General features: G+C 32.4%; 20 protein-coding genes. 15 read left to right on the top strand and 5 right to left on the bottom strand.

Annotated features, from left to right (window positions below; genetic code table 11):
- The first annotated feature begins 61 nt into the window (after positions 1-61).
- Genes ACP15M_RS02290 through ACP15M_RS02280 form a run of 3 tightly spaced genes read left to right on the top strand, consistent with a single transcriptional unit; the run spans position 62 to position 2751 of the window.
- Complete coding sequence (locus ACP15M_RS02290; protein ID WP_425075552.1) at positions 62-754, top strand: DUF2490 domain-containing protein; 693 nt, start codon at positions 62-64, stop codon at positions 752-754.
- Between the two features lie 27 nt (positions 755-781).
- Positions 782-1816 carry an o-succinylbenzoate synthase gene (locus ACP15M_RS02285; RefSeq protein ID WP_425075551.1) on the top strand — a complete coding sequence of 345 codons (1035 nt, stop codon included), beginning with the start codon at positions 782-784 and terminating at the stop codon, positions 1814-1816.
- A 2-nt stretch (positions 1817-1818) separates the two neighbouring features.
- Positions 1819-2751, top strand: coding sequence for a lysostaphin resistance A-like protein (locus ACP15M_RS02280; protein ID WP_425075550.1), 933 nt, complete (start codon positions 1819-1821; stop codon positions 2749-2751).
- Positions 2752-2802: 51 nt separating this feature from the next.
- Here ACP15M_RS02280 and ACP15M_RS02275 read toward each other — a convergent pair whose 3' ends face one another.
- On the bottom strand, positions 2803-4740 hold the full coding sequence (locus ACP15M_RS02275) for a DUF3857 domain-containing protein (protein WP_425075549.1): 1938 nt from the start codon (positions 4738-4740) through the stop codon (positions 2803-2805).
- Positions 4740-6623, bottom strand: a complete 1884-nt coding sequence (locus tag ACP15M_RS02270; RefSeq protein WP_425075548.1) for a DUF3857 domain-containing protein — start codon at positions 6621-6623, stop codon at positions 4740-4742. Before ACP15M_RS02270 ends, ACP15M_RS02275 begins: the two co-directional genes overlap by 1 nt.
- 92 nt (positions 6624-6715) lie before the next feature.
- Here ACP15M_RS02270 and ACP15M_RS02265 point away from each other — a divergent pair, with 92 nt between their 5' ends.
- Complete coding sequence (locus ACP15M_RS02265) at positions 6716-7792, top strand: AMP-binding protein (RefSeq protein ID WP_425075547.1); 1077 nt, start codon at positions 6716-6718, stop codon at positions 7790-7792.
- Between the two features lie 79 nt (positions 7793-7871).
- Positions 7872-8474, top strand: coding sequence for a hypothetical protein (locus ACP15M_RS02260; protein WP_425075546.1), 603 nt, complete (start codon positions 7872-7874; stop codon positions 8472-8474).
- 4 nt (positions 8475-8478) lie between these two features.
- On the opposite strand, the gene ACP15M_RS02255 is transcribed toward ACP15M_RS02260, so the two are convergent.
- On the bottom strand, positions 8479-10107 hold the full coding sequence (locus ACP15M_RS02255; RefSeq protein WP_425075545.1) for an acyl-CoA carboxylase subunit beta: 1629 nt from the start codon (positions 10105-10107) through the stop codon (positions 8479-8481).
- A gap of 139 nt (positions 10108-10246) precedes the next feature.
- On the opposite strand from ACP15M_RS02255, the gene ACP15M_RS02250 reads away from it, so the two are divergent.
- From ACP15M_RS02250 to ettA, 7 genes are all read left to right on the top strand, one after another.
- Complete coding sequence (locus ACP15M_RS02250) at positions 10247-10777, top strand: NADPH-dependent FMN reductase (protein WP_425075544.1); 531 nt, start codon at positions 10247-10249, stop codon at positions 10775-10777.
- 1 nt (position 10778) lies between these two features.
- A complete protein-coding gene (locus tag ACP15M_RS02245) occupies positions 10779-11060 on the top strand; it encodes a GNAT family N-acetyltransferase (protein ID WP_425075543.1) in 282 nt (93 codons plus the stop codon).
- A 33-nt stretch (positions 11061-11093) separates the two neighbouring features.
- Positions 11094-11531, top strand: a complete 438-nt coding sequence (locus ACP15M_RS02240; RefSeq protein ID WP_425075542.1) for a MarR family winged helix-turn-helix transcriptional regulator — start codon at positions 11094-11096, stop codon at positions 11529-11531.
- 52 nt (positions 11532-11583) lie between these two features.
- Positions 11584-12456: a pirin family protein gene (locus tag ACP15M_RS02235; RefSeq protein ID WP_425075541.1), complete on the top strand. Its 873-nt coding sequence runs from the start codon at positions 11584-11586 to the stop codon at positions 12454-12456.
- A gap of 96 nt (positions 12457-12552) precedes the next feature.
- Entirely contained in the window at positions 12553-13269 is a 717-nt protein-coding gene (locus tag ACP15M_RS02230; RefSeq protein WP_425075540.1) for a pirin family protein, read from the top strand.
- Positions 13270-13364: 95 nt separating this feature from the next.
- The gene (locus tag ACP15M_RS02225) at positions 13365-13547 is read left to right on the top strand and encodes a CAL67264 family membrane protein (protein ID WP_411127056.1); all 183 of its coding nucleotides are present in this window, start codon (positions 13365-13367) and stop codon (positions 13545-13547) included.
- On the top strand, positions 13547-15238 hold the full coding sequence (ettA, locus tag ACP15M_RS02220; RefSeq protein ID WP_425075539.1) for an energy-dependent translational throttle protein EttA: 1692 nt from the start codon (positions 13547-13549) through the stop codon (positions 15236-15238). The genes ACP15M_RS02225 and ettA overlap by 1 nt, the downstream gene beginning before the upstream one ends.
- A 47-nt stretch (positions 15239-15285) precedes the next feature.
- Here ettA and ACP15M_RS02215 read toward each other — a convergent pair whose 3' ends face one another.
- Both ACP15M_RS02215 and ACP15M_RS02210 read right to left on the bottom strand, forming a co-directional pair.
- Positions 15286-15423: a hypothetical protein gene (locus ACP15M_RS02215; RefSeq protein ID WP_425075538.1), complete on the bottom strand. Its 138-nt coding sequence runs from the start codon at positions 15421-15423 to the stop codon at positions 15286-15288.
- A gap of 16 nt (positions 15424-15439) precedes the next feature.
- A complete protein-coding gene (locus ACP15M_RS02210) occupies positions 15440-15655 on the bottom strand; it encodes a hypothetical protein (protein ID WP_425075537.1) in 216 nt (71 codons plus the stop codon).
- 381 nt (positions 15656-16036) lie between these two features.
- Here ACP15M_RS02210 and ACP15M_RS02205 point away from each other — a divergent pair, with 381 nt between their 5' ends.
- The 3 genes from ACP15M_RS02205 (at position 16037) to ACP15M_RS02195 (ending at position 20754) form a co-directional block, all read left to right on the top strand.
- Positions 16037-17380 carry a microtubule-binding protein gene (locus tag ACP15M_RS02205; RefSeq protein WP_425075536.1) on the top strand — a complete coding sequence of 448 codons (1344 nt, stop codon included), beginning with the start codon at positions 16037-16039 and terminating at the stop codon, positions 17378-17380.
- A 295-nt stretch (positions 17381-17675) separates the two neighbouring features.
- Positions 17676-18719, top strand: a complete 1044-nt coding sequence (locus ACP15M_RS02200) for a hypothetical protein (RefSeq protein ID WP_425075535.1) — start codon at positions 17676-17678, stop codon at positions 18717-18719.
- Positions 18720-18798: 79 nt separating this feature from the next.
- Positions 18799-20754 carry an AAA family ATPase gene (locus ACP15M_RS02195; protein WP_425075534.1) on the top strand — a complete coding sequence of 652 codons (1956 nt, stop codon included), beginning with the start codon at positions 18799-18801 and terminating at the stop codon, positions 20752-20754.
- The last annotated feature ends 56 nt before the right edge of the window (positions 20755-20810 follow it).

The raw sequence follows: 20810 nt of genomic DNA, 5'->3' as shown, positions 1-20810 counted from the left end.
TCTGCTAATGTACAAAATCCCTAAAAATCTTTATTTTTGCAGTTAAATTCTTAATCAAACTATGAAACTAAAATCAACACTACTTATTGCTTTATTATTTATATTAACCAACGCTTTTTCTCAGGTCGAATCTGGTAAAACAGGTGCTTGGTATATGTATTTTTTTAATCATCAATTTAAAGAGAGTCAGTTTGGCTTTCAAGGCGATATTCAATATCGTAATTGGAATCTTGGTGGCGATTTAGAGCAGTTATTGTTAAGAGCTGGAGCAACCTACTCACCTAAAAATGCAAAGGTGAAATTTACTTTAGGTTATGGACATATCACGTCTGGAGAGTTTGGTGATGGAAATGCTACTTCAACAGAAAGTAGAATTTATCAAGAAGCATTAATTCCTCAAAAATTAGGCAACAGATTTTATTTAACGCATCGCTTTAGATATGAGCAACGTTTTGTTGAAGACCAAGACTTTAGAACACGATATCGTTATAATTTGTTTTTAAATATTCCTTTTAATAAATCTGCATTAGAGAAAGGTGCTATATATGCAGCTTTGTATAACGAGTTGTTTGTTAATGGTCAAAAAGATATTGGTGATGGAAGAGAAGTTGAGTTTTTTGACCGAAATCGTACCTACTTAGGAATTGGTTATGTTTTAAAACCTGGTATGCGCTTTCAATTGGGTTGGATGAATCAAAAAACCGATGCTATTGGAAAAGCACAGTTGCAGTTGAGTTTTCATCATAAATTTTAATGATTTAGAAGTTTTATCAAAACGCTTATGACAGCTACATTTCAACAATACATTCTTAATTTTAAACAAGCTAGCGGAACCTCTCGTGGCATTTTAAAAACCAAAGCAACTTGGTTTATTTTTTTAAAGAAAGATGATAAGCTTGGTATTGGCGAATGTGGTTTGTTTCGTGGATTGAGTTGTGACGACAGACCTGATTACGAGGGAAAATTGCAATGGACTTGCAACAATATTCATTTAGGATTAGAGACTTTACTTGAAGAATTAACAGAATTTCCTAGCATTCAATTTGGTTTAGAACAAGCGTTTAAATCTTTAGAAAGTAATTCTGCTTTTGAATTATTTCCTTCGGAATTTACTCGAGGTAATGATTCAATTGTAATTAACGGATTGATTTGGATGGGAACTGAAGCATTTATGAAAGCTCAAATCAAAGATAAAATTGAAGCTGGCTTCAATTGCATCAAAATGAAAATTGGTGCGATCGACTTCAATACTGAATTAGCACTTCTTAAATCTATACGAAAGGATTTTTCTTCAAAAGATATCGAATTACGAGTAGATGCCAATGGTGCATTTTCGCCTTCCGAAGCATTAGAAAAATTAAAACGTTTATCAGATTTCGATTTGCATTCCATAGAACAACCTATTAAACAAGGTCAATTTGACGCTATGGCAAGCCTTTGTGAGCAAACACCTTTAGCAATTGCTTTAGATGAAGAATTAATTGGTGTGCATCATGTAACAAAGCGAGAGGAATTACTACAAACGATTAATCCACAATACATCATTTTAAAACCAAGTTTGGTTGGAGGATGGAGCGGAAGTCAGCAATGGATTGATATTGCAGAACACAACAATATTGGTTGGTGGATTACTAGTGCTTTAGAAAGCAATGTAGGTTTAAATGCCATTTCGCAATGGACATACACGCTTAAAAGTACGTTACCACAAGGTTTGGGAACAGGACGTTTATTTACCAACAACTTTGAAAGTCCGTTGCTAGTAGAAAATGGTACATTGCACTATCAAAAACATACAAATTGGAATTTTAATATTTAAAAATGAAGTATATACAACAGGCATTTAAAGGAGAATTAGGCTTTTGGAAATATTTAATTATACCAATGTTATTTACAGGTTTAATGGTATTAAATTATTTAGCGATTACATTATTAGATTTAAATGTAGATGAAATTATAAGAAGTGAGATTGAGAAAAAAGGAGAAAACCGATTTTTAATAGAAACCCTTGCTCCATTGGCTATTGGTTTAATTATACTACTGTTTTGGGTTAAATATGTGCATAAGCAAAGTATAACGTCATTAACAACTTCTAGAAAGAAAATTGATTGGAAACGAATTTGGTTTGCCTTCTTTTTTTGGGGAATTATTTCTTCAGGAATGGTGTTGCTTGACTATGCAATGAATCCTGAGCATTATGTTATAAATTTTCAGCTTGAACCTTTTATATATTTAGCAATCATAGCAGTTTTACTGGTTCCGATGCAAACTAGTTTTGAAGAATACTTGTTTAGAGGTTATTTAATGCAAGGTATTGGAGCTTTAGCTAAAAACAAGTGGTTGCCTTTAATAGTGACTTCGGTTATGTTTGGAGTGATGCATATTGGAAATCCTGAAGTTGAGAAGATTGGCTACTTTATTTTGGTCTATTATATTGGTACAGGATTCTTTTTAGGAATTGTTACACTAATGGATGAAGGTTTAGAGTTAGCTTTAGGCTTTCATGCCGCAAATAATTTATTTACAGCATTGTTAGTGACAGCAAATTGGACAGCGTTTCAAACACCATCTATTTTAAAAAGTGTTGCAGATCCTGGCGAATCCTCAATTTTTGAAATCGTAATTCCTGTGTTTGTGATTTTTCCAATTCTACTTTTTATTTTTTCAAAAGTGTATAAATGGAAGAATTGGAAAGAAAAGCTCTTTGGACCAGTTGATAAACCGCTAAAAGAAGATTATAAGATTATTGAATAACAAAAAAGCGACTATTAAAGTCGCTTTTTTGTTGTGATGTCAAAAGTATGTTTATTCAGCAGCTTTAAACAAAATTGCAGCTTTGTTAAAGTCTGAAGCAGCATTAATCACATTTCTAAATTCTTCATATTTATGAAGATCGAATTCGTGCGTTTTATAGAACTCTTCAATGGTAATGATAATTTTATTGCCTTCTAATTTATAATTAGATTCAAACTTAGCGGTTTCTTTTCCGTTACTTGCAATGTATCGTTTGTCAATAATTAAGGATTCTAAACCTTCAACAGTATAACCTTCAGGAATGTTAACAATAATTTCGTAGTTGTAACGGTTTGGATAAATCATTTCAATAGGATTGATACGTTCGGTTTCTTGATACAATTCACTTTGCGTACCAATAACAAGTCCGATTTGAAAAATATAACTGTCACCAGCATCTTCTAATAACATTTCAGAAGAGATGGTTGTTTTAACCTCAAAAGGAATATTATATTCCAGTTGATTCATGTCGTTGTTAAAGGTTTCATAGTTTAAAATCTCTTTATCTTCTATACCAGAACCTGTTAAATAATCTTTGTAGTCAATTAAACCTTGCTCTGTTGATAAGTTTACAACAGCTCTACTGGTTTCGGCCCAATGTCCATAATACTCTTGTTCTTGATTAATGGTTACACTTTCAAAATCATTTTTAAAAGAGATATTCATATCTCGTCTAATTCTGCTATACTCAGGATCTTCTTGTATTATTTTTGAAAAATAATGATCAAAATTTGAAGCAATAAACAGTCCGTAATTTCCTAAAATATTAAAAGGAGCTTCACCAATTCTAGCTTCAAAGCGATCTGGAGCAATGTATTTTCGTTCTGAAGGAATATAAATTAAGAAATCTCTAAGCATTCCAGGAACAAAGAATTCAGGATCAAATTTGGTTAAAAAACGATTGGCAGTAATTACAATTTCAAATTCAATATCTAATGCAGTTAGGTATTGTGCATATACTTTTAAAATGCCATAATCACTAGCTGAACGATTGGTAAGAATGTAATTTAAATCTGATAATTCTTGATTGTTATTTTTAACGATGGTGTAATTCGTTTTGATAAAAATATCGACAAGAGCTGCCTTTTTGTATGGTGTTAAATCGGTTTTACCTTTAACAATGGTATTGACATCTTCTTTGGCTTGACTAGCAATAGTTTGTGGGAAAAATTGTCGACCAACATTGTTAGAAACATTCGTCCAAAACATATTTTGAGTCATATGCTGACCTATAGGAAAGCATTGGTATACAACCGAAATATTATTAGCTTTTGGCGTAGCATATTCTTCTTCGACCATTGCAGGAATATCCTTAATGGTAAGTAATTGACCTTTTTTGTCATCTATTTTAACTGCTTTAAAAGTTTCGTCAGTTCGATAGGCTTTAACATTAGATTCTAGTTTACCAGTTATAAATAAAAATTGTGCTTCTTTAATTTTATAGTTAGATTGAATGGTTTCTGAACCATACATGTCGTAAGCTTTTTCGACCGTATAAAGCACTTCAATTTCAGAGTTCATTTCGACACCTTCAATGGCAAATATTTTAAAATCTCCATATTCTTCAACATTACTAATGTCTTTAATATTATCTTGATTGAGTAAGACAACTTTTCCAGACGAACTAATGGTACGTGCTTTAACATTTACGAGCTGTTTTACATCGTACATAGGAATATAAACGGTGTTGTGTTGTGCGATACCTTGGTCATCATTTACACGAATAATGGTATGTTTCGTTTCGTATAGTCTTGGTTCTTGCGAACTTTCGTCAGCATCAAATTCAACAATAATTTTTTCTAAAATCGCGACTGATGATTCTTGCTTTTTTTCTTCTTCAGTAATCTTGTGAAGTTTAGGCTTTTTCTTCCAATCGTAGGTTTTGTAATGCTGTGCAAATCCAGTTGTTGTAGTTAGCAATAAAGCTATAAATGCAATGTTCTTTATCATTATACGTGTTCTAATATTATACTTTTTTTGTAGGCTTTTCTTAATTTTTTGATGAAACTATTCCAGTTTTCAAAATCCTCTTTTTTAACGCTTAAGGTTTTGATATAAATAGATTTGGTTTGAATTATCATGTTTTCTTTTGATTCATAGCTTATTTTAAAACCGTAATTTGAATCTTCAAAAGTCATTTCATCAGGAACATAACTTGCAGTATAGCCTTCTGGAATTTGAAAATTAGTCGTAAAATGTTTTTCAAACTGATAATCAATTTTCTTACTGTACTTTCTGCCTTTAATTTCGATATCACTTTTAGAAAGCGAACGATCTATATTGAGATTAATATAAATTTTGTCACCAATAGTTTTAATATAACTATCGATATCTAAATCGTATTCTAAAATTAGAGGATTACTCTTATTGTCAAAATTAGTTTTAGTAATGTTGTTGTAGTTGGTTTTATTGTTTCCTAGTGCAAGTGTTGTATTTAGGTATTCTTCTTCAGTTTTGCTATCTTTTTTGTAAATATAATCTGATACAAACTCTACTTTATCATAGCCTTTTAAAGATCGCTTTTCAGAAACCTTAACAATGCCATTTTCTAAGCGTATGTTAGACGTTATATTGGTTACGTTCTTATTGGTGTTTTGCGCAGGAACTTTAATGATTTTAAAGTTATCTTTATCAATTCCCATAAGTGCTTCTTTGGTTTGAATAAAAGCGCTTGGCATTCCAAAAGGCACATAGCTATCCGTTGCATCAAGAAAAATGGTATCATTTTCAATTAAGGCAGTGGTAATCATATGATCGTCTACTGAAGTTGTTGGAACCTTGTGATAGGAGTAAGGCTTATTTCTAGAGCCAATCCAAGTTCTATACGCTTTAATATCGACATGATTTAGCATTTCATAAAGCAAATTAGACATGGCTTTACAGTCGCCATAACGTGTTTCGCAAGTTGAAGCTGCTCCAGCAGGAATAAACCCACCATAACCGTCACCAAAAGCAATGTAATTGATATTGTTTTGAACCCATTCAAAAATGGCTCTTGCTTTTTCTTTTTTTGAAGGTAATCCACGAGTAATCTCATCAGTGATTTTATAGACTTCCTCTAGTTTGTTGGTATCGACTTGATCTACTAAACTTACATACCAAGCATACAAATCGGATAAATCATTTAAAACGTTAATTGTTTTGTTATCAGATTCATAATTTTTAATGTATAGTAATATATGAGGTAAGTAATACATAGCAGCTTCGCTATCGTCTTCACCTTCAAAGCCTTCAGTGTTATTGGCAATCCAAGTATAGATGTAACTGGTTTTGGTTTCTTCTTTTGTAAAATTTAAGTCGATGGCATCAGTATTAAATTCAACATAACCAATTTCCACATTTTTTGGAAACTCTACAGATAATTGAGCGCTTTTAGTAGGTACATGAATTGCAAAATTAAAACCACCTAAAAAACGAGGTTCTTTAATAATTCGTTTATAATTTAAATAGGTTTCAGCACCTTTAGCAACGGCTGGAAAAATAAAGCTTTTATAGGCATCGTCACTATAAAAGACCATGTTGTCAAACTCTTGTTTTGTTTCGATGTAATCAACCTCAATTTTTTTATCTGTTGAAGGAATATAAGTATAGGCTTCAATGTCTTTAATTTCTGAAAAACCACTGTAATGAATAGCCTCGTTTGCGTAATATAAATTTTTAGAACTGATAAATTTTCCTTGTTCTGTGATGTCTTGAACAATGTCGAATGTATCATTTTTTAAGTCTATCTTAATATGTTCATGTCGTTTGAGATAAATGTAATCTTCATCTGAAAAATCTTGCGACCAACAGAAAACTGGTACAAGAAAGAAAAAGAAAAAATATTTAAGCATTGTTTAGGGTTTTAGTTCAAATATAGACTATTTATAGTTAACTTAGTTGAGTTAAAAATAGTATATAGTCACATAGCTAATATCATACCAAAATGACTCCAACATTTGATAAAATTCACTTAAAATTTAAGTTAAATGGAACCTCTTTTAATCGTAAAGAGTTGAAAGAAGTGGCTTATAGTCTTGTTAAAGAAGGCGAACCTTACGAAAAATCTGCAGGAAGTTTTCTTTTAGATTGGTTAGATGCTAAAGACTACGTTTTAGTTAGCACATCTGGAACAACAGGATTGCCAAAAACCATAAAGCTCAAAAAAGCATCTATGGTAAATTCTGCTATTATGACAGGCGATTATTTTAAGCTAAAACCAGGAGATACAGCATTACACTGTTTGCCAAGCCGTTATATTTCTGGTAAAATGATGTTAGTAAGAGCAATGATTCTCGGATTAGAATTAGATATGATAGCACCAACACTTCAGCCAGCTTATGATGAAAAAAAATGTTATGATTTTGCAGCTATGATTCCGTTGCAGCTTAAAAATTCATTACATAAAGTAAATCATATTAAAACGCTTATAGTTGGAGGAGCATCAGTTTCACAATCATTAGCTTCAGACATTCAAGGCTTAAAAACTAATATTTATGAAACCTTCGGAATGACAGAAACGATTAGTCATATTGCAGTTAAAAAGTTAAATCATACAAGAACTAATTCGATTGTTTTTGAAACCCTCCCGAATATCAATATTTCAAAAAATGATAAAGATTGTCTAGTTATTAACGCTCCAAAATTAAGTAGTGAAACTATTGAAACGAAAGATGTAATTGACTTGATTTCTGAAAATGAGTTTAAACTTATTGGTCGTTACGATAATATGATTAATACAGGAGGCGTAAAGGTATATCCTGAATTAATAGAAATGAAACTTCAAGGTTTGATTGCCTCTCGCTTTTTTATTGCTTCGGAAAAAGATAGCGACTTTGGAGAAAAAGTGATTCTAGTTATTGAAGGTGATTCAACAAATTTTAATACAGATGTTTTTACACAATTAGAAAAGCATGAAGTTCCAAAAAACATATATCATATGCCTGAATTTATTGAAACAGGAACAGGTAAAATTCAGCGACAAAAAATATTAGATAGTGTTTTGAGCACGTTTACTCATTGAAACACTTGTTTTGCTAAATACTGATTTTTGTTATTAATGTTTGGTTGTAGTTTTAGATTGAACTAAAAACACCAAACCAATGAAACATCTCACAATCACCTTAGCAGTATTCTTTTTCAGCAGCTCGATGTTGAGTCAAGATTTAAATATCGAAACTAAATCGATTTCCATAGATAACTTAATTCCTTTTATAGTAGAGCATATTAAAGTTAAATCTGAAAGTGATAATCTTAAACGCGATAATTTCGTTTTTTTATTGCAAACACCAACTAATGATTTGGTTACAGAAGATAAAGTACTACTCAGTCAAGCTTTTAAGTTGGTGTCTAATCGATTATCTGAAACGGATTATATTTCAATACTAACGTATTCTGGTTTTAATGGAGTTGCGTTACATCAAACTTCTCCAAAAGAATTAAAAACCATTATGTATACTATAGATAATTTAAAATCAAGTGTAAAAACATTTCATGATGATGGAATAGAACTTGCTTACAATTATGCTTCAGAAAATTTTATGGATGATGCTGTAAATACAGTTATAATGGTTAGAAATTCCAAAGCTTTACAAACAGAACAATTGGCAGACAAAAATACTAAACCTGTTAAAAAAAGAAACAGTGCAGTTCTTGTTACTGCAATTGCTTTGTTACCAGAATTAATCTCAGTAATTAAAGATTAGCGACTTACACTTGCAAAACGCCCATATTAAATGGCTTTTCAATAGGAGCGTGATTAGCAGCTTCAATTCCCATGCTAATCCACGTTCTGGTGTCTAACGGATTAATCACAGCATCTGTCCAAATACGAGCCGCAGCATAATAAGGAGATACTTGATTATCGTATCTGTTTTTTATTTTGTCAAAAAGCTCTTTTTCCTTTTCAGCTGTGATTTTTTCGCCTTGTTTTTCTAAAGATGCCTTTTCAATTTGTAACAATACTTTAGCTGCCGAATTTCCACTCATTACAGCCAATTCTGCACTTGGCCACGCAGCAATCAATCTAGGATCGTAAGCTTTTCCACACATGGCATAATTTCCTGCACCATAACTATTTCCAATGACAATGGTAAATTTAGGAACTACGGAATTACTAACAGCATTTACCATTTTTGCGCCATCTTTAATAATGCCACCATGTTCAGATTTACTGCCAACCATAAATCCTGTAACGTCCTGTAAAAAGACTAAAGGAATCTTTTTCTGATTGCAATTCGCAATAAATCGTGTTGCTTTATCTGCACTATCGTTATAAATCACACCACCAAATTGCATTTCTCCTTTTTTGGTTTTTACGAGTTTACGTTGATTAGCCACAATACCAACTGCCCAACCTTCAATTCTTGCATAAGCAGTGATAATGGTTTGTCCGTAACCTTCTTTGTATTCATCAAATTCACTATTATCAACCAAGCGCTTGATGATTTCTTTCATATCATATTGATCTGCTCGAGATCGAGGTAGTATTCCGAAGATATCATCTGGATTTTCTTTTGGCTTTTTTGCTGTAGTTTTATTAAAACCAGTTTTATCATAATCACCAATTTTATCCATTAAACGTTGTATGGTTTCCAAAGCATCTTTATCATCTTTAGCTTTATAATCAGTCACTCCAGAAATTTCACAATGTGTTGTGGCTCCACCTAAAGTTTCATTATCGATACTTTCTCCAATGGCAGCTTTTACCAAATAGCTTCCAGCGAGAAAAATACTTCCAGTTTTATCAACAATTAAAGCTTCGTCACTCATAATAGGTAAGTAGGCTCCTCCAGCAACACAGCTTCCCATAACAGCAGCAATTTGAGTAATTCCCATACTGCTCATCACAGCATTATTTCTAAAAATGCGTCCGAAATGTTCTTTATCTGGAAAAATTTCATCTTGCATTGGCAAATACACACCAGCAGAATCTACCAAATAAATAATTGGTAATCTGTTTTCAATAGCAATTTCTTGAGCACGTAAGTTCTTTTTACCAGTAATTGGAAACCATGCTCCAGCTTTTACAGTAGCATCATTTGCGACAACAATACATTGTTTTTCTTTAACGTAACCTATTTTTACAACCACACCACCAGATGGACATCCACCATGTTCTTGATACATGTCTTCTCCAGCAAAAGCACCAATTTCAATAGATGGTTTTTTGTTATCTAAGAGAAAATCAATGCGCTCTCTTGCTGTCATTTTTCCTTTAGCATGATGCTTTTCTATACGTTTTTCTCCACCACCAAGTTTTACTTTAGCTAAACGTTTTTTAAGTTCTGAAAGAAGTAATTTATTATGATCTTCGTTTTTATTGAAGTTGATATCCATAGTGTTGTTAATTTGTCACGAAATTACAAAACCATTAACGGATTAAAAAGTGAATATTTTGTTAATTTAACTACATGGAAATAGTTTCCTAGGAAACTATTGTTTTTTATTGTATATTTGCATTAATAAAAGATAGATTATGAAACATATAATAACCTTTGCAGGAAGTAACAGTAAGAATTCAATTAATAAGCAATTAGCAGTCTATGCATCTTCATTAGTTAATGACGCAGAAATTAAAGTGCTAGACTTAAACGATTTTGAATTACCTATTTATGGCATCGATTATGAAATAGAACATGGTATACCAGATAATGCTCATAAATTTTTAGAATATATTAAATCTTCCGATGGCATTATTTTATCTTTAGCAGAACATAATGGTGCTTATGCTTCAGTATTTAAAAATATTTTTGATTGGATGTCGAGAATTGATGGAAAACTTTGGAGTGATAAACCAATGTTGTTGATGGCAGCATCACCAGGTGGAAGAGGAGGAACAACTGTTTTAGAAATTGCTAAAGGACGTTTTCCATATATGGGAGGAAACATTGTTTCTGAATTTTCATTACCTTCATTTGGGACTAATTTTCAGAATAAAAAAATTGTTGATGAGTCACTAAATACACAATTGTTAATTGAAATTGATAAGTTTCAAAAGAGTTTATAAAATGAATATAAAGCATATAAATTCAGAAACTAATGGTCGATTTTATTATGAAGTTGATGGAGAAGAATTAGCTCATATGACTTATACTAATGAAGGAGTAAATAAGATTATTATTGATCATACAGAAGTTGATTCATCATTAAAAGGTCAAGGCATTGGGTATAAACTTGTAGAAGCTGCTATTGAATTTGTTAGAGAAAATCAAATTAAGATTTTGCCACGATGTTCTTTTGTAGCCACAGTTTTTAAAAAGAAAAGTGAATATAACGACGTGTTATTTTAAATTGAACTTATATAGAATACTAACGATTAGAATTTGGGAGATATAGCAAAAGATATCAATTCAAAATTTGAAAATAATAAAGTAAAAGCTTTACTCAATATTATTTATACAGCAAATTGGATAAATAGTCATCAAAATACTTTTTTCAAGCCCTTCGGAATTTCGCCTCAGCAATTTAATATTTTGCGAATCCTACGAGGAGCTGGTGAAGCAATTAAAGTACAGACTATAAAAGAACGTATGCTTGAACGCGCTCCAAATGCAACGCGTTTAATGGATAAATTATGCAATAAACAACTCATTGAACGTTTAGCGTGTCCTACAGACCGAAGAGTAGTACATATTCAAATTACTAAAAAAGGACTTGATTTATTAGAGGACATATCTAAAGAGTTTAAAGAAGATTTATTAGAAAATTTAACTGAAAATGAAGCAGAGCAATTAAGTAATTTGCTCGATAAAATACGATAGCGTATTTTTTTAACACAATAGTTTCCATGGAAACTATTTAATGACAAATAATATGAAATTCAATACAATAAAAAGAGCAGGACGAAGTCACTTCGTAGATATGGGACCTATTCGATTACGACAACCGTTTCCAACGCAACATATTGAGATGATAGATCCATTTGTACTCTTACATCATTATGGGCCTTATAAAATTTCTGAAACTAATAATCCGTTCGATTTAGGTCCTCATCCTCACAGAGGATTTGAGCCTGTAACTTTCTTGATACAAGGCGAGCAATTACATCGTGATTCTTTAGGAAATGAAAGTGTTGTAAAAGCTGGAGATGTGCAATGGACAACTGCTGGTCGCGGTATCATTCATGCTGAAGGACCTACAAAAGAGTTTGTAAAAAATGAAGGTACGCTTGAAGGTATTCAGTTATGGCTGAATTTACCTGCAGAAAAAAAGATGATTCAACCTAATTATCAACACGAAAAGTACGAAGATTTTAATGTGATAACTTCCGAAGATCAGAAAATAAACATTAGAATTATAGCTGGAGAGTTAGAAAATACATACGGAAGAATTAAAACACAAACAGCTGTGAATGCCTTTATGATTGATGCAAAAAAGGATGGCGAAATATCTATTCCTTATGATAAATCTCATCTAGGTTTGTTATACCTGTTAAATGGTAAGGTTATAGTAAATGGAGTTGAAGCTTTAGAGTTAGATAAAAATCAGCTTATGGAGTTTCAACAAGATGGTGAAGGGATTTCAATAAAAGCCGAAGCAAACAGCAAATTATTGTTTCTATCTGGAGAGCCTATAAAAGAAGCTGTGGCGACCTATGGACCTTATGTGATGAACTCACAAACAGAATTGTTAGAAGCAATGCGTGATTACCAAATGGGTAAAATGGGATTTCTTCCAGCAAATTAATTTTTTGTCATGTCGAGCGTAGTCGAGACATCTTATAATAAACAATTACATATAACATGGTTTCCATTTTTAAGGGAAAGAAAATAAATTTTAATAATGAAAACAATTCTTCACAAATCAGATTCAAGAGGATTTGCTAATCATGGTTGGTTAAAGTCGTACCACATCTTTAGCTTTGCGAATTATCATAATCCAGAACGCATGAATTTTGGAATGCTTCGTGTTTTAAATGATGATGTTGTTCAGGCTAAAATGGGTTTTGGAACACATCCACATCAAAACATGGAAATCATTTCTATTCCTATAAAAGGAGCATTGTCTCATAAGGATAGCATTGGCAATAAACGCGCTATAAATGTAGGAGAAGTTCAAGTTATGAGCGCAGGAACTGGTTTAACACATTCTGAGTTTAACGATAGCAAAACAGATGAAGTTAATTTTCTTCAATTATGGATTCTTCCTGAAGAATTAAATGTAGAACCTAATTATGAGCAACGTCAATTTTCTAATGAAGAAAAAAAGAATCAATTGCAAACCGTTGTTGCTCCTAAAAATAAGTTGGAAGGTAACGCACTTCCAATGAGTCAGCAAGCATATATTTACAGAACTAATTTAGATTCCAAAAAAGCGATAGATTTAAAAGTTAAATCTGCCAAAAATGGATTCTATATTTTTGTTGTTGAAGGCGAAGTAGAAGTGAAAAATATTACCTTATCAAGAAGAGATGCTTTAGGTGTTTATGAAACAGAAAGTATTAAAATAAATGCTAATCAAAATTCAGAATTAATAATTATTGAAGTTCCAATGAGCTAAATAGTATTATTGGTTATTAGTAAAAAAGGCATCCATATTTGGATGCTTTTTTAGTTAAAAAGTACGATATTTGTGTTTCCCTTAAACTAATTAATATGGCAATGAATAAAAATACAGTGTTAGCTTGGGCTACCACAATTATGATTATAGTAGGATTAGGTTTAATAGCACTAGGTGCATTTAGATACGATGATGTTGCTGGATGGGGATTTGCAGCTGTTGGCTTTGGATTTTTCTGTATCGCTTGGGTGTTTAACGCATTAAAAGGAAGAGTATAATGAGTGACGATAAAAAAGTAATTTTCTCAATGTCTGGCGTGACCAAGACATTTCAATCGGCAAATACACCAGTTTTAAAAAATATTTACCTAAGTTTTTTCTATGGAGCAAAAATTGGAATTCTCGGACTTAACGGTTCTGGAAAATCTACCTTGTTAAAAATTATTGCAGGTGTTGACAAAAACTACCAAGGAGACGTGGTGTTCTCTCAAGATTATTCGGTTGGCTATTTAGAACAAGAACCAATATTAGATGACAATAAAACCGTTATGGAAGTGGTTCGTGAAGGTGCTGCCGAAACAGTAGCAATTTTGGACGAATACAATAGTATTAATGATCAGTTTGGTTTAGAGGAAGTCTATAGCAATCCAGATAAAATGGAAAAACTAATGAATCGTCAGGCAGAACTTCAAGATCAAATTGATGCGTCAAATGCTTGGGAATTAGATACAAAATTGGAAATTGCAATGGATGCACTTCGTACGCCTGATGGCGATAAAAAAATCGCTGTGCTTTCAGGAGGAGAACGACGTCGTGTAGCTTTATGTCGCTTATTGCTTCAAGAGCCAGATGTTTTACTATTAGATGAGCCAACCAACCATTTAGATGCTGAATCTGTACATTGGTTAGAACATCATTTAGCACAATATAAAGGAACAGTTATTGCAGTGACTCACGATAGATACTTTTTAGATAATGTGGCTGGATGGATTTTAGAACTAGATAGAGGTGAAGGCATTCCATGGAAAGGCAACTACTCATCATGGCTAGACCAAAAATCTAAACGTATGGCTCAAGAAAGTAAAACGGCTTCCAAGCGTCAAAAAACATTAGAGCGAGAGCTAGAATGGGTTCGTCAAGGTGCAAAAGGCAGACAAACCAAACAAAAAGCACGTTTGAAGAACTATGACAAATTAATGAGTCAAGATCAAAAACAATTGGACGAAAAGCTTGAAATCTACATTCCTAATGGACCACGTCTTGGAACCAATGTTATTGAAGCAAAAGGAGTAAGTAAAGGCTATGATGATAAATTGTTATATGAAGATTTAAATTTTAATTTACCACAAGCTGGAATTGTAGGTGTTATTGGTCCAAATGGAGCTGGTAAAACCACAATTTTTAGAATGATTATGGGAGAAGAAACTCCAGATAAAGGCGAGTTTGTTGTTGGTGAAACGGCTAAGATTGCTTATGTCGATCAATCACATTCAAATATAGATCCTGAAAAAACCATTTGGCAAAATTTTAGTGATGAACAAGAATTGGTGATGATGGGAGGAAAGCAGGTAAATTCTCGAGCGTATTTAAGCCGTTTTAATTTTTCTGGTAGCGAACAGAATAAAAAAGTTAATCTATTGTCTGGAGGTGAACGCAACCGTTTGCATTTAGCAATGACACTTAAAGAAGAAGGTAATGTTTTACTTTTAGATGAGCCAACTAATGACCTTGATGTCAATACATTAAGAGCTTTAGAGGAAGGTCTTGAAAATTTCGCAGGTTGTGCAGTTGTGATTAGTCACGATCGTTGGTTTTTAGATCGTATATGTACGCATATTTTGGCTTTCGAAGGTGATAGTCAAGTGTATTTCTTTGAAGGTAGTTTTTCTGATTACGAAGAGAATAAAAAGAAACGTTTAGGAGGAGATTTGATGCCTAAACGAATTAAGTATAAAAAATTAGTTAGATAGAGAACACTATTTTCAAGAACGAAAAAAGCCAGCAATTTGCTGGCTTTTTACTCTTTTATATTTTGTTTAAGCTTTTCATTCTCTTTTTTAAGCTGATATACTTTATAAATATTTATTGCTAATAACACCAAAATACTAATAAAACCAATAGCTAATATCGAAATTGTTTTTGAAGAATCTTCCATATAATTTTAATATAAATTAATCATATAAATGTCCTTCGGTAAAATCTGTATACTCTTGAACTTTAGATTTGTATTTTTTGTCCATCAACCGTTTGTTTTCAGCTTTAAGTTTATACATTTTTAATACAGCAATGCCAATAAAAAATGCAAAAATAATAGCTGTTATAATGAGCACTATAGTAAGCTGAGTCGTACTAACGAGGGAATAAGTTTTGATGAAGTTAGCTAACATATCTTTTAAGTTTAATTAGATTTGGATAATCAAATATACGATTTTAATCGATACTCCAACTATTTAATTATAAAAAAGTTACGTTTTTGCGATTACACTTCATCGTATTTTTAATACCATTCATCTTGTATCTCTTGTATGCTCTCAATTCTTTCAGTTTTGATGAATCTGAACTTTTTTTGAAAAAAAATGAAGCAATTCTAAAATGAGATAGATAAATACCATTGTGGTATTAATCCTTACATTTAAGTAGAAATAAAGTTGTAACAAATAATTCAAATTATCTACTCATATTTTAAGCACTTTAAGTTTTTAAAATCATATTTTTTAACGAAATTGCTTAACCGAAATTTTGTTCAACTTTAAAACACTACACAAACCATGTCTGATGATTTTGATTTACTAGAAACTAATACAAATGAAAAAAGCGAAAAAGTAGATGTTAATTGGGGAAAAGCCATTGACACTATGAAATCTAAATTAGCGCAAGAAGATGATCCTGAAAGCCGTCAGAAGATTTTAAACGCAACCCTTGATGATGTGGTTCATATGGCAGAGCAAGATAGAAGTACACTTCTAGATGCTATTAAAGACTTAACAGATTATCAGGATGAAGTTGGTATTATTTTCGAAAAATTCTCTTCACTTAATGCAGAAGAGCAAAAAGTCATCGATGATGCTATCAAACGTCTTGAACGTGCTAAAGTTGAATTAGAAGATGCCGAAGCCAAACCAGACACTTGGTGGAATAATCTTTGGGGACGAAAAAGCAAGATTAAAAAAGCGCAAGATGAACTAAATCAAGCGCAAAAAGATAGAGATGCCGCAGACAACAAAGCGAAGGCAATGTTTCAAGAACGTATTGAAAGTGCAGACATACAAACCTTATTAAGCGAGTTGAGTTTTAAATCGCAAGCTGCAGTTACACGATTAAAAAATCGTGAAGTTGAAATTAAAGAGGTTGAAGATAAGTTACAAACTGCCATTGTTGAAGCTACTAAAAATCATACCAAAGCTCTTGAAAAGAAAAAAGAAGTTGAAGCTAAACTGGAAGAAAAATATGCCGCTTTAAAGCAAGCTAGACAAGCACTTGAAGAGATTATCGACAAGCAATCTGCCGAATATGCACAAGCTATTGGTAATGTGACAGCTCTAGAACAAGAAGTAGAAGAACTCGAAGGACTTAAAAATGCGTATACAACTTTAGCGGCTTCTAAAGATAGTTTTGTTCATAAGCATAACTTGACTATAAAAGTATTAACCTCACTTCGTAGTAATTTACAAACCCATCGTGCTAAATTAAAAAGTGATACCGAAGAACGTTTAAAATATTACGATGGTTATGTAGTGGCTTTAAAAGCGAGAACAGACCAAGAGTTTGCTGCTATTTTAGAACATCTAGGTGTTAAAACCGATGAGCATATTGGTGAAACTCTAGCGTCTATGCATACAGCGAGTGCAAAAGCACGTCAGGAAATGATGGATAATATTCCTGTGCATGAAAAAGTGATGCAAGGTGTGTATAGCAGTTACGCAGAGGCTTTACAGGAAATTCGTGCTAAAGATGTCGATATTCAAAAGAATTTTGCTGAGCGTTATGGTATCGATATGAAAGAGATTTTTGAAGATTACTATAAAGCAGATGCAAATCAACCTTCAGGTGATGACGGAGAGCCTAATGAAACTCCAAAACCAGAAGGAGGTAACGACGACTTATTAAGTTAATATGTCATTTCGAGTGATTTCGAGGAATGAGAAATTGTATCGAGAAATGGGCGTTTTCTACTTCGCTAAAGCTTCGTAGAACCAGGCTTTCCGCTATATCTTTTTTGTTCTGCTAACTGAGGCTCTCGAAGTACAGCACAAAAAAGGATGCCGCATCAATCCTTAACGCAATCTCTTCAATTTAAGAGCATAATAATACAAATCATTATTCCCTTAATAAAGAAGATGAAGTTTAAAGGTCAATGTTAAAAATTATGAACCAAACAACTTTTTACTTTCAACTTATAACTTATAAATGATTGTAACACCATTAGATTCCGCAGTATTAGACTCTAAAGATCAGTATATCTTCTACCACAAAATGGTCGATTTTGTATTGAAAGAGCTTATTGTTAGTGTGCAAACAGAAGCCTTATGCACAGAAAAGGAATTAATTTTCTTTAAACAATACTGCGATTTGCTATTGTATTCCATCGAAGCCATGCGTATCAAGTACATGTACGATGCAGAAGATAATATGAAAGTCGATCTCACAGATTCAGGTTTTCCAAATTATCTAGAATTTAGATACCTCTTTAACGATTTATCACTTCGAGATAATTATATCTCAAAACTAAAAGATGTTTCAGAGTTACAAGACGATTTTCTTAATCAGCTATTAAAACGAAAACAACCCGTTAATCGAGATAAGTTGTTTCAAGCGGCTTCAATAGTATATTATACTTCAGTAGAACAAAAATATATTTTTAATCGCTTTGTTCAAGGTAAAATTATTGAAGCTCCAGATACAGCTTCAGCACAATACATGACAAGTTGGAGTTTTTATGATGTTGCTCAAAACAGGCCATTTATTTGCTTTATGTATTTTGATTACGATGGTAGAAATGTAGAAGGTTATAAAAATGAAATCTATGAAGTCTTAAAAAATACTGCAGATCGAAAAATGGATTTAGATACGATGGCTTATGGTATTGACAGAAAACTTAATGATGTAAGACCAAAGCATATTAAACGTATCGATTTAGGACCTTTACATAATGTATTTGCCAAAGACGAAAATGAAATTACACATATGTTGCTTCAAAATATTGCTAGTAAAGCTATTCCATTAGAATCTTATGCGTTGTCATTAAAAGTCGATGAAGTATTCTCAGGAAGTGAATTTAAAGAAGGAGGTTACTTTAGTAAGCAAACCTTACAAAAATGGAGTGATATTATTCATCAAAAATATGTATTTGCGCCACATCGTATCATTCAATTGTTATACAACAAAACACCAGAAGTTATGAATGTATTAGCAAAACCACCAATTGAAATGGCTAAATTAAAATTGAAGTAAATATTTTTCCGTAGCAAAATAATAAGTGCGATGAAAACTTTACAACTTTAAACTTTTGACTTTAAACTTATAATCAAACATGGAACACAACTCAACCTTTCCTATAAAACAAAACGAACTTGATATGCTTCGTGATGAAGCGACTTCCTACATAAAAAGTGTGCAATGGGAACAAGGTCAGCGTGCAAAAAACAAAGATAAAGATGCAAAAGACGAATCCATATTATTGTATTTGTCAAGAGCAAAAGGAAATGGTGGAACAGAGCTTACTTCAGTTTCTAAAACAGTTTTAGAGCTTAAAAAGCGTTTATTGCCAGAATCGATAGCCATTCCTGTGCATTTAAATCAATCGTTATATGTTGTTCAAGAAGGTATAACCTTAGGAATTTGGATAAAAGACAGCTATTATGATGCTTCTGGCTTATCTACTTTATCAGAAAACAAATCGGCTTTAGACAATTCTGGGAAACGAGAATATGAAAGTAAAATGCAAACAGCAACTGCTTTTATGTTGTTTTCTATGGCATATAAAATTTTACATGACTTGCGATCTGTGGCTTCAGATGATTTGAGTGTTATGAAAAACAAGTTTGCTGGCATTCCTGAAGTCTCATTAATGTCACCATTAAAAGGAATTTCTTGCGCGTTATTTTATTATGAAAAGTATTTAGGACATCCAGAAATGATTACTAAAGATAAAGACGTAGTCGATTTTACAGTAGTCTTTTTTGAAGCTTTAATTGCTGAGATTCAAATGCGTAAAAGCAGTTTAGAATACACCGAAACCATAACTGATAGAACCTATAAGCTTGAAAATTCTGAATTTGCGGTTTCAGGTTGGGATAATGTATTTCAAGGCGCAGCCAAAAGTGTCGAATTTAATAAAATCCAATTTGAACAAATTGTAGGAAATAGAGATGCTAAACATTTCGCTCGTCGATTAACAGAGCGTATGCTGAGTTACGATTTTGAAGCCAAAAAGAATCCGTTTCAAGAGTTAGGCGGATTTATGCCTGTGTTTATGGGCTACGGAATTCCAGGAACTGGAAAAAGTATGTTGATTGCTGCTATTGCAACTCGTTTAAAAGAGCATTGTGATAATTTAGAAATTCCGTTTTTATTTCATCCCATGCCAGATACTTTAATTTCAACCTTTCAAGGTGGTTCTGCCGAAAAAATGGTTGAGTGGATGAAACCTTTACAAGATCCTTCAAAATTGATTTTTGCTCCAATCGATGATGCCGAAAACAACCTGCAAGAACGTACTGCTCAAGGTGTTTCTGCTGGTGTAAAAGAAGTGATTGGTGTGTTTTTAAGATATACTGAAGGTGCTTATGCTGTAAATTATGGAAATAGTTCTATCGGACTTTTTACAAATCTTCCAGAGATGTTAGATAAAGCGGTTATTTCTCGTGTGCAAGGTCGTTTTAAAATCGATGGAGCACGTACAGAACATGATTTCTTAGATCAAGATCATTTATGGTGGCGAAAGTTTGATGATACGATGCCAGATTTCGTCAATATGCAAGGTCCAAATGATTATAATTATCTTCAAAATCAAGGTTTAGCTAAAAATATGGGAGAAATTCTTAAAGTTTCAGATAAACCAACCGAAGAACGTGTATTAGAAGTGTACGATAAGGTCGAGCAACGTTTTAAAACAAATGAGCATTTGTTTTTTGCAAATCTGTATTTAGAGATTCAAAAGATTTTTCCATTCTTTTCATCTCGTGATGTGCGAAATATTCAAAGTGCCATTTCGTTGCGTTTAACCGATTTCGATTTAGAAAAAGATTGGTTTGAGAATCCAGAATTGTATTTCAAAAAAGATTACGACACCAAATTTAATATGCTTCAGGAGTTAATGCGTGCTAATATGAAAGGTTTAGATTTTTCAGAGATTAGACGTCAAGAAGTGGTTCGATATTTAGATAATGTGGCAACAATTGCTGATACCGATTTTAAACGTAAAGTAGATGCAAGAGTAAATCAATTAAATATTGATAGAGAAGCTAGAGAACAATTTGGGAAGTAGAAAGTATTAAAGCTAAAAAGTTTAGTGGATTGAAAAATTACATTGAGCTTTTAGAC

Source organism: Psychroserpens sp. S379A, assembly GCF_049800755.1.
Lineage (GTDB): Bacteria > Bacteroidota > Bacteroidia > Flavobacteriales > Flavobacteriaceae > Psychroserpens.
This window is presented reverse-complemented; position numbering and strand designations above follow the sequence as displayed.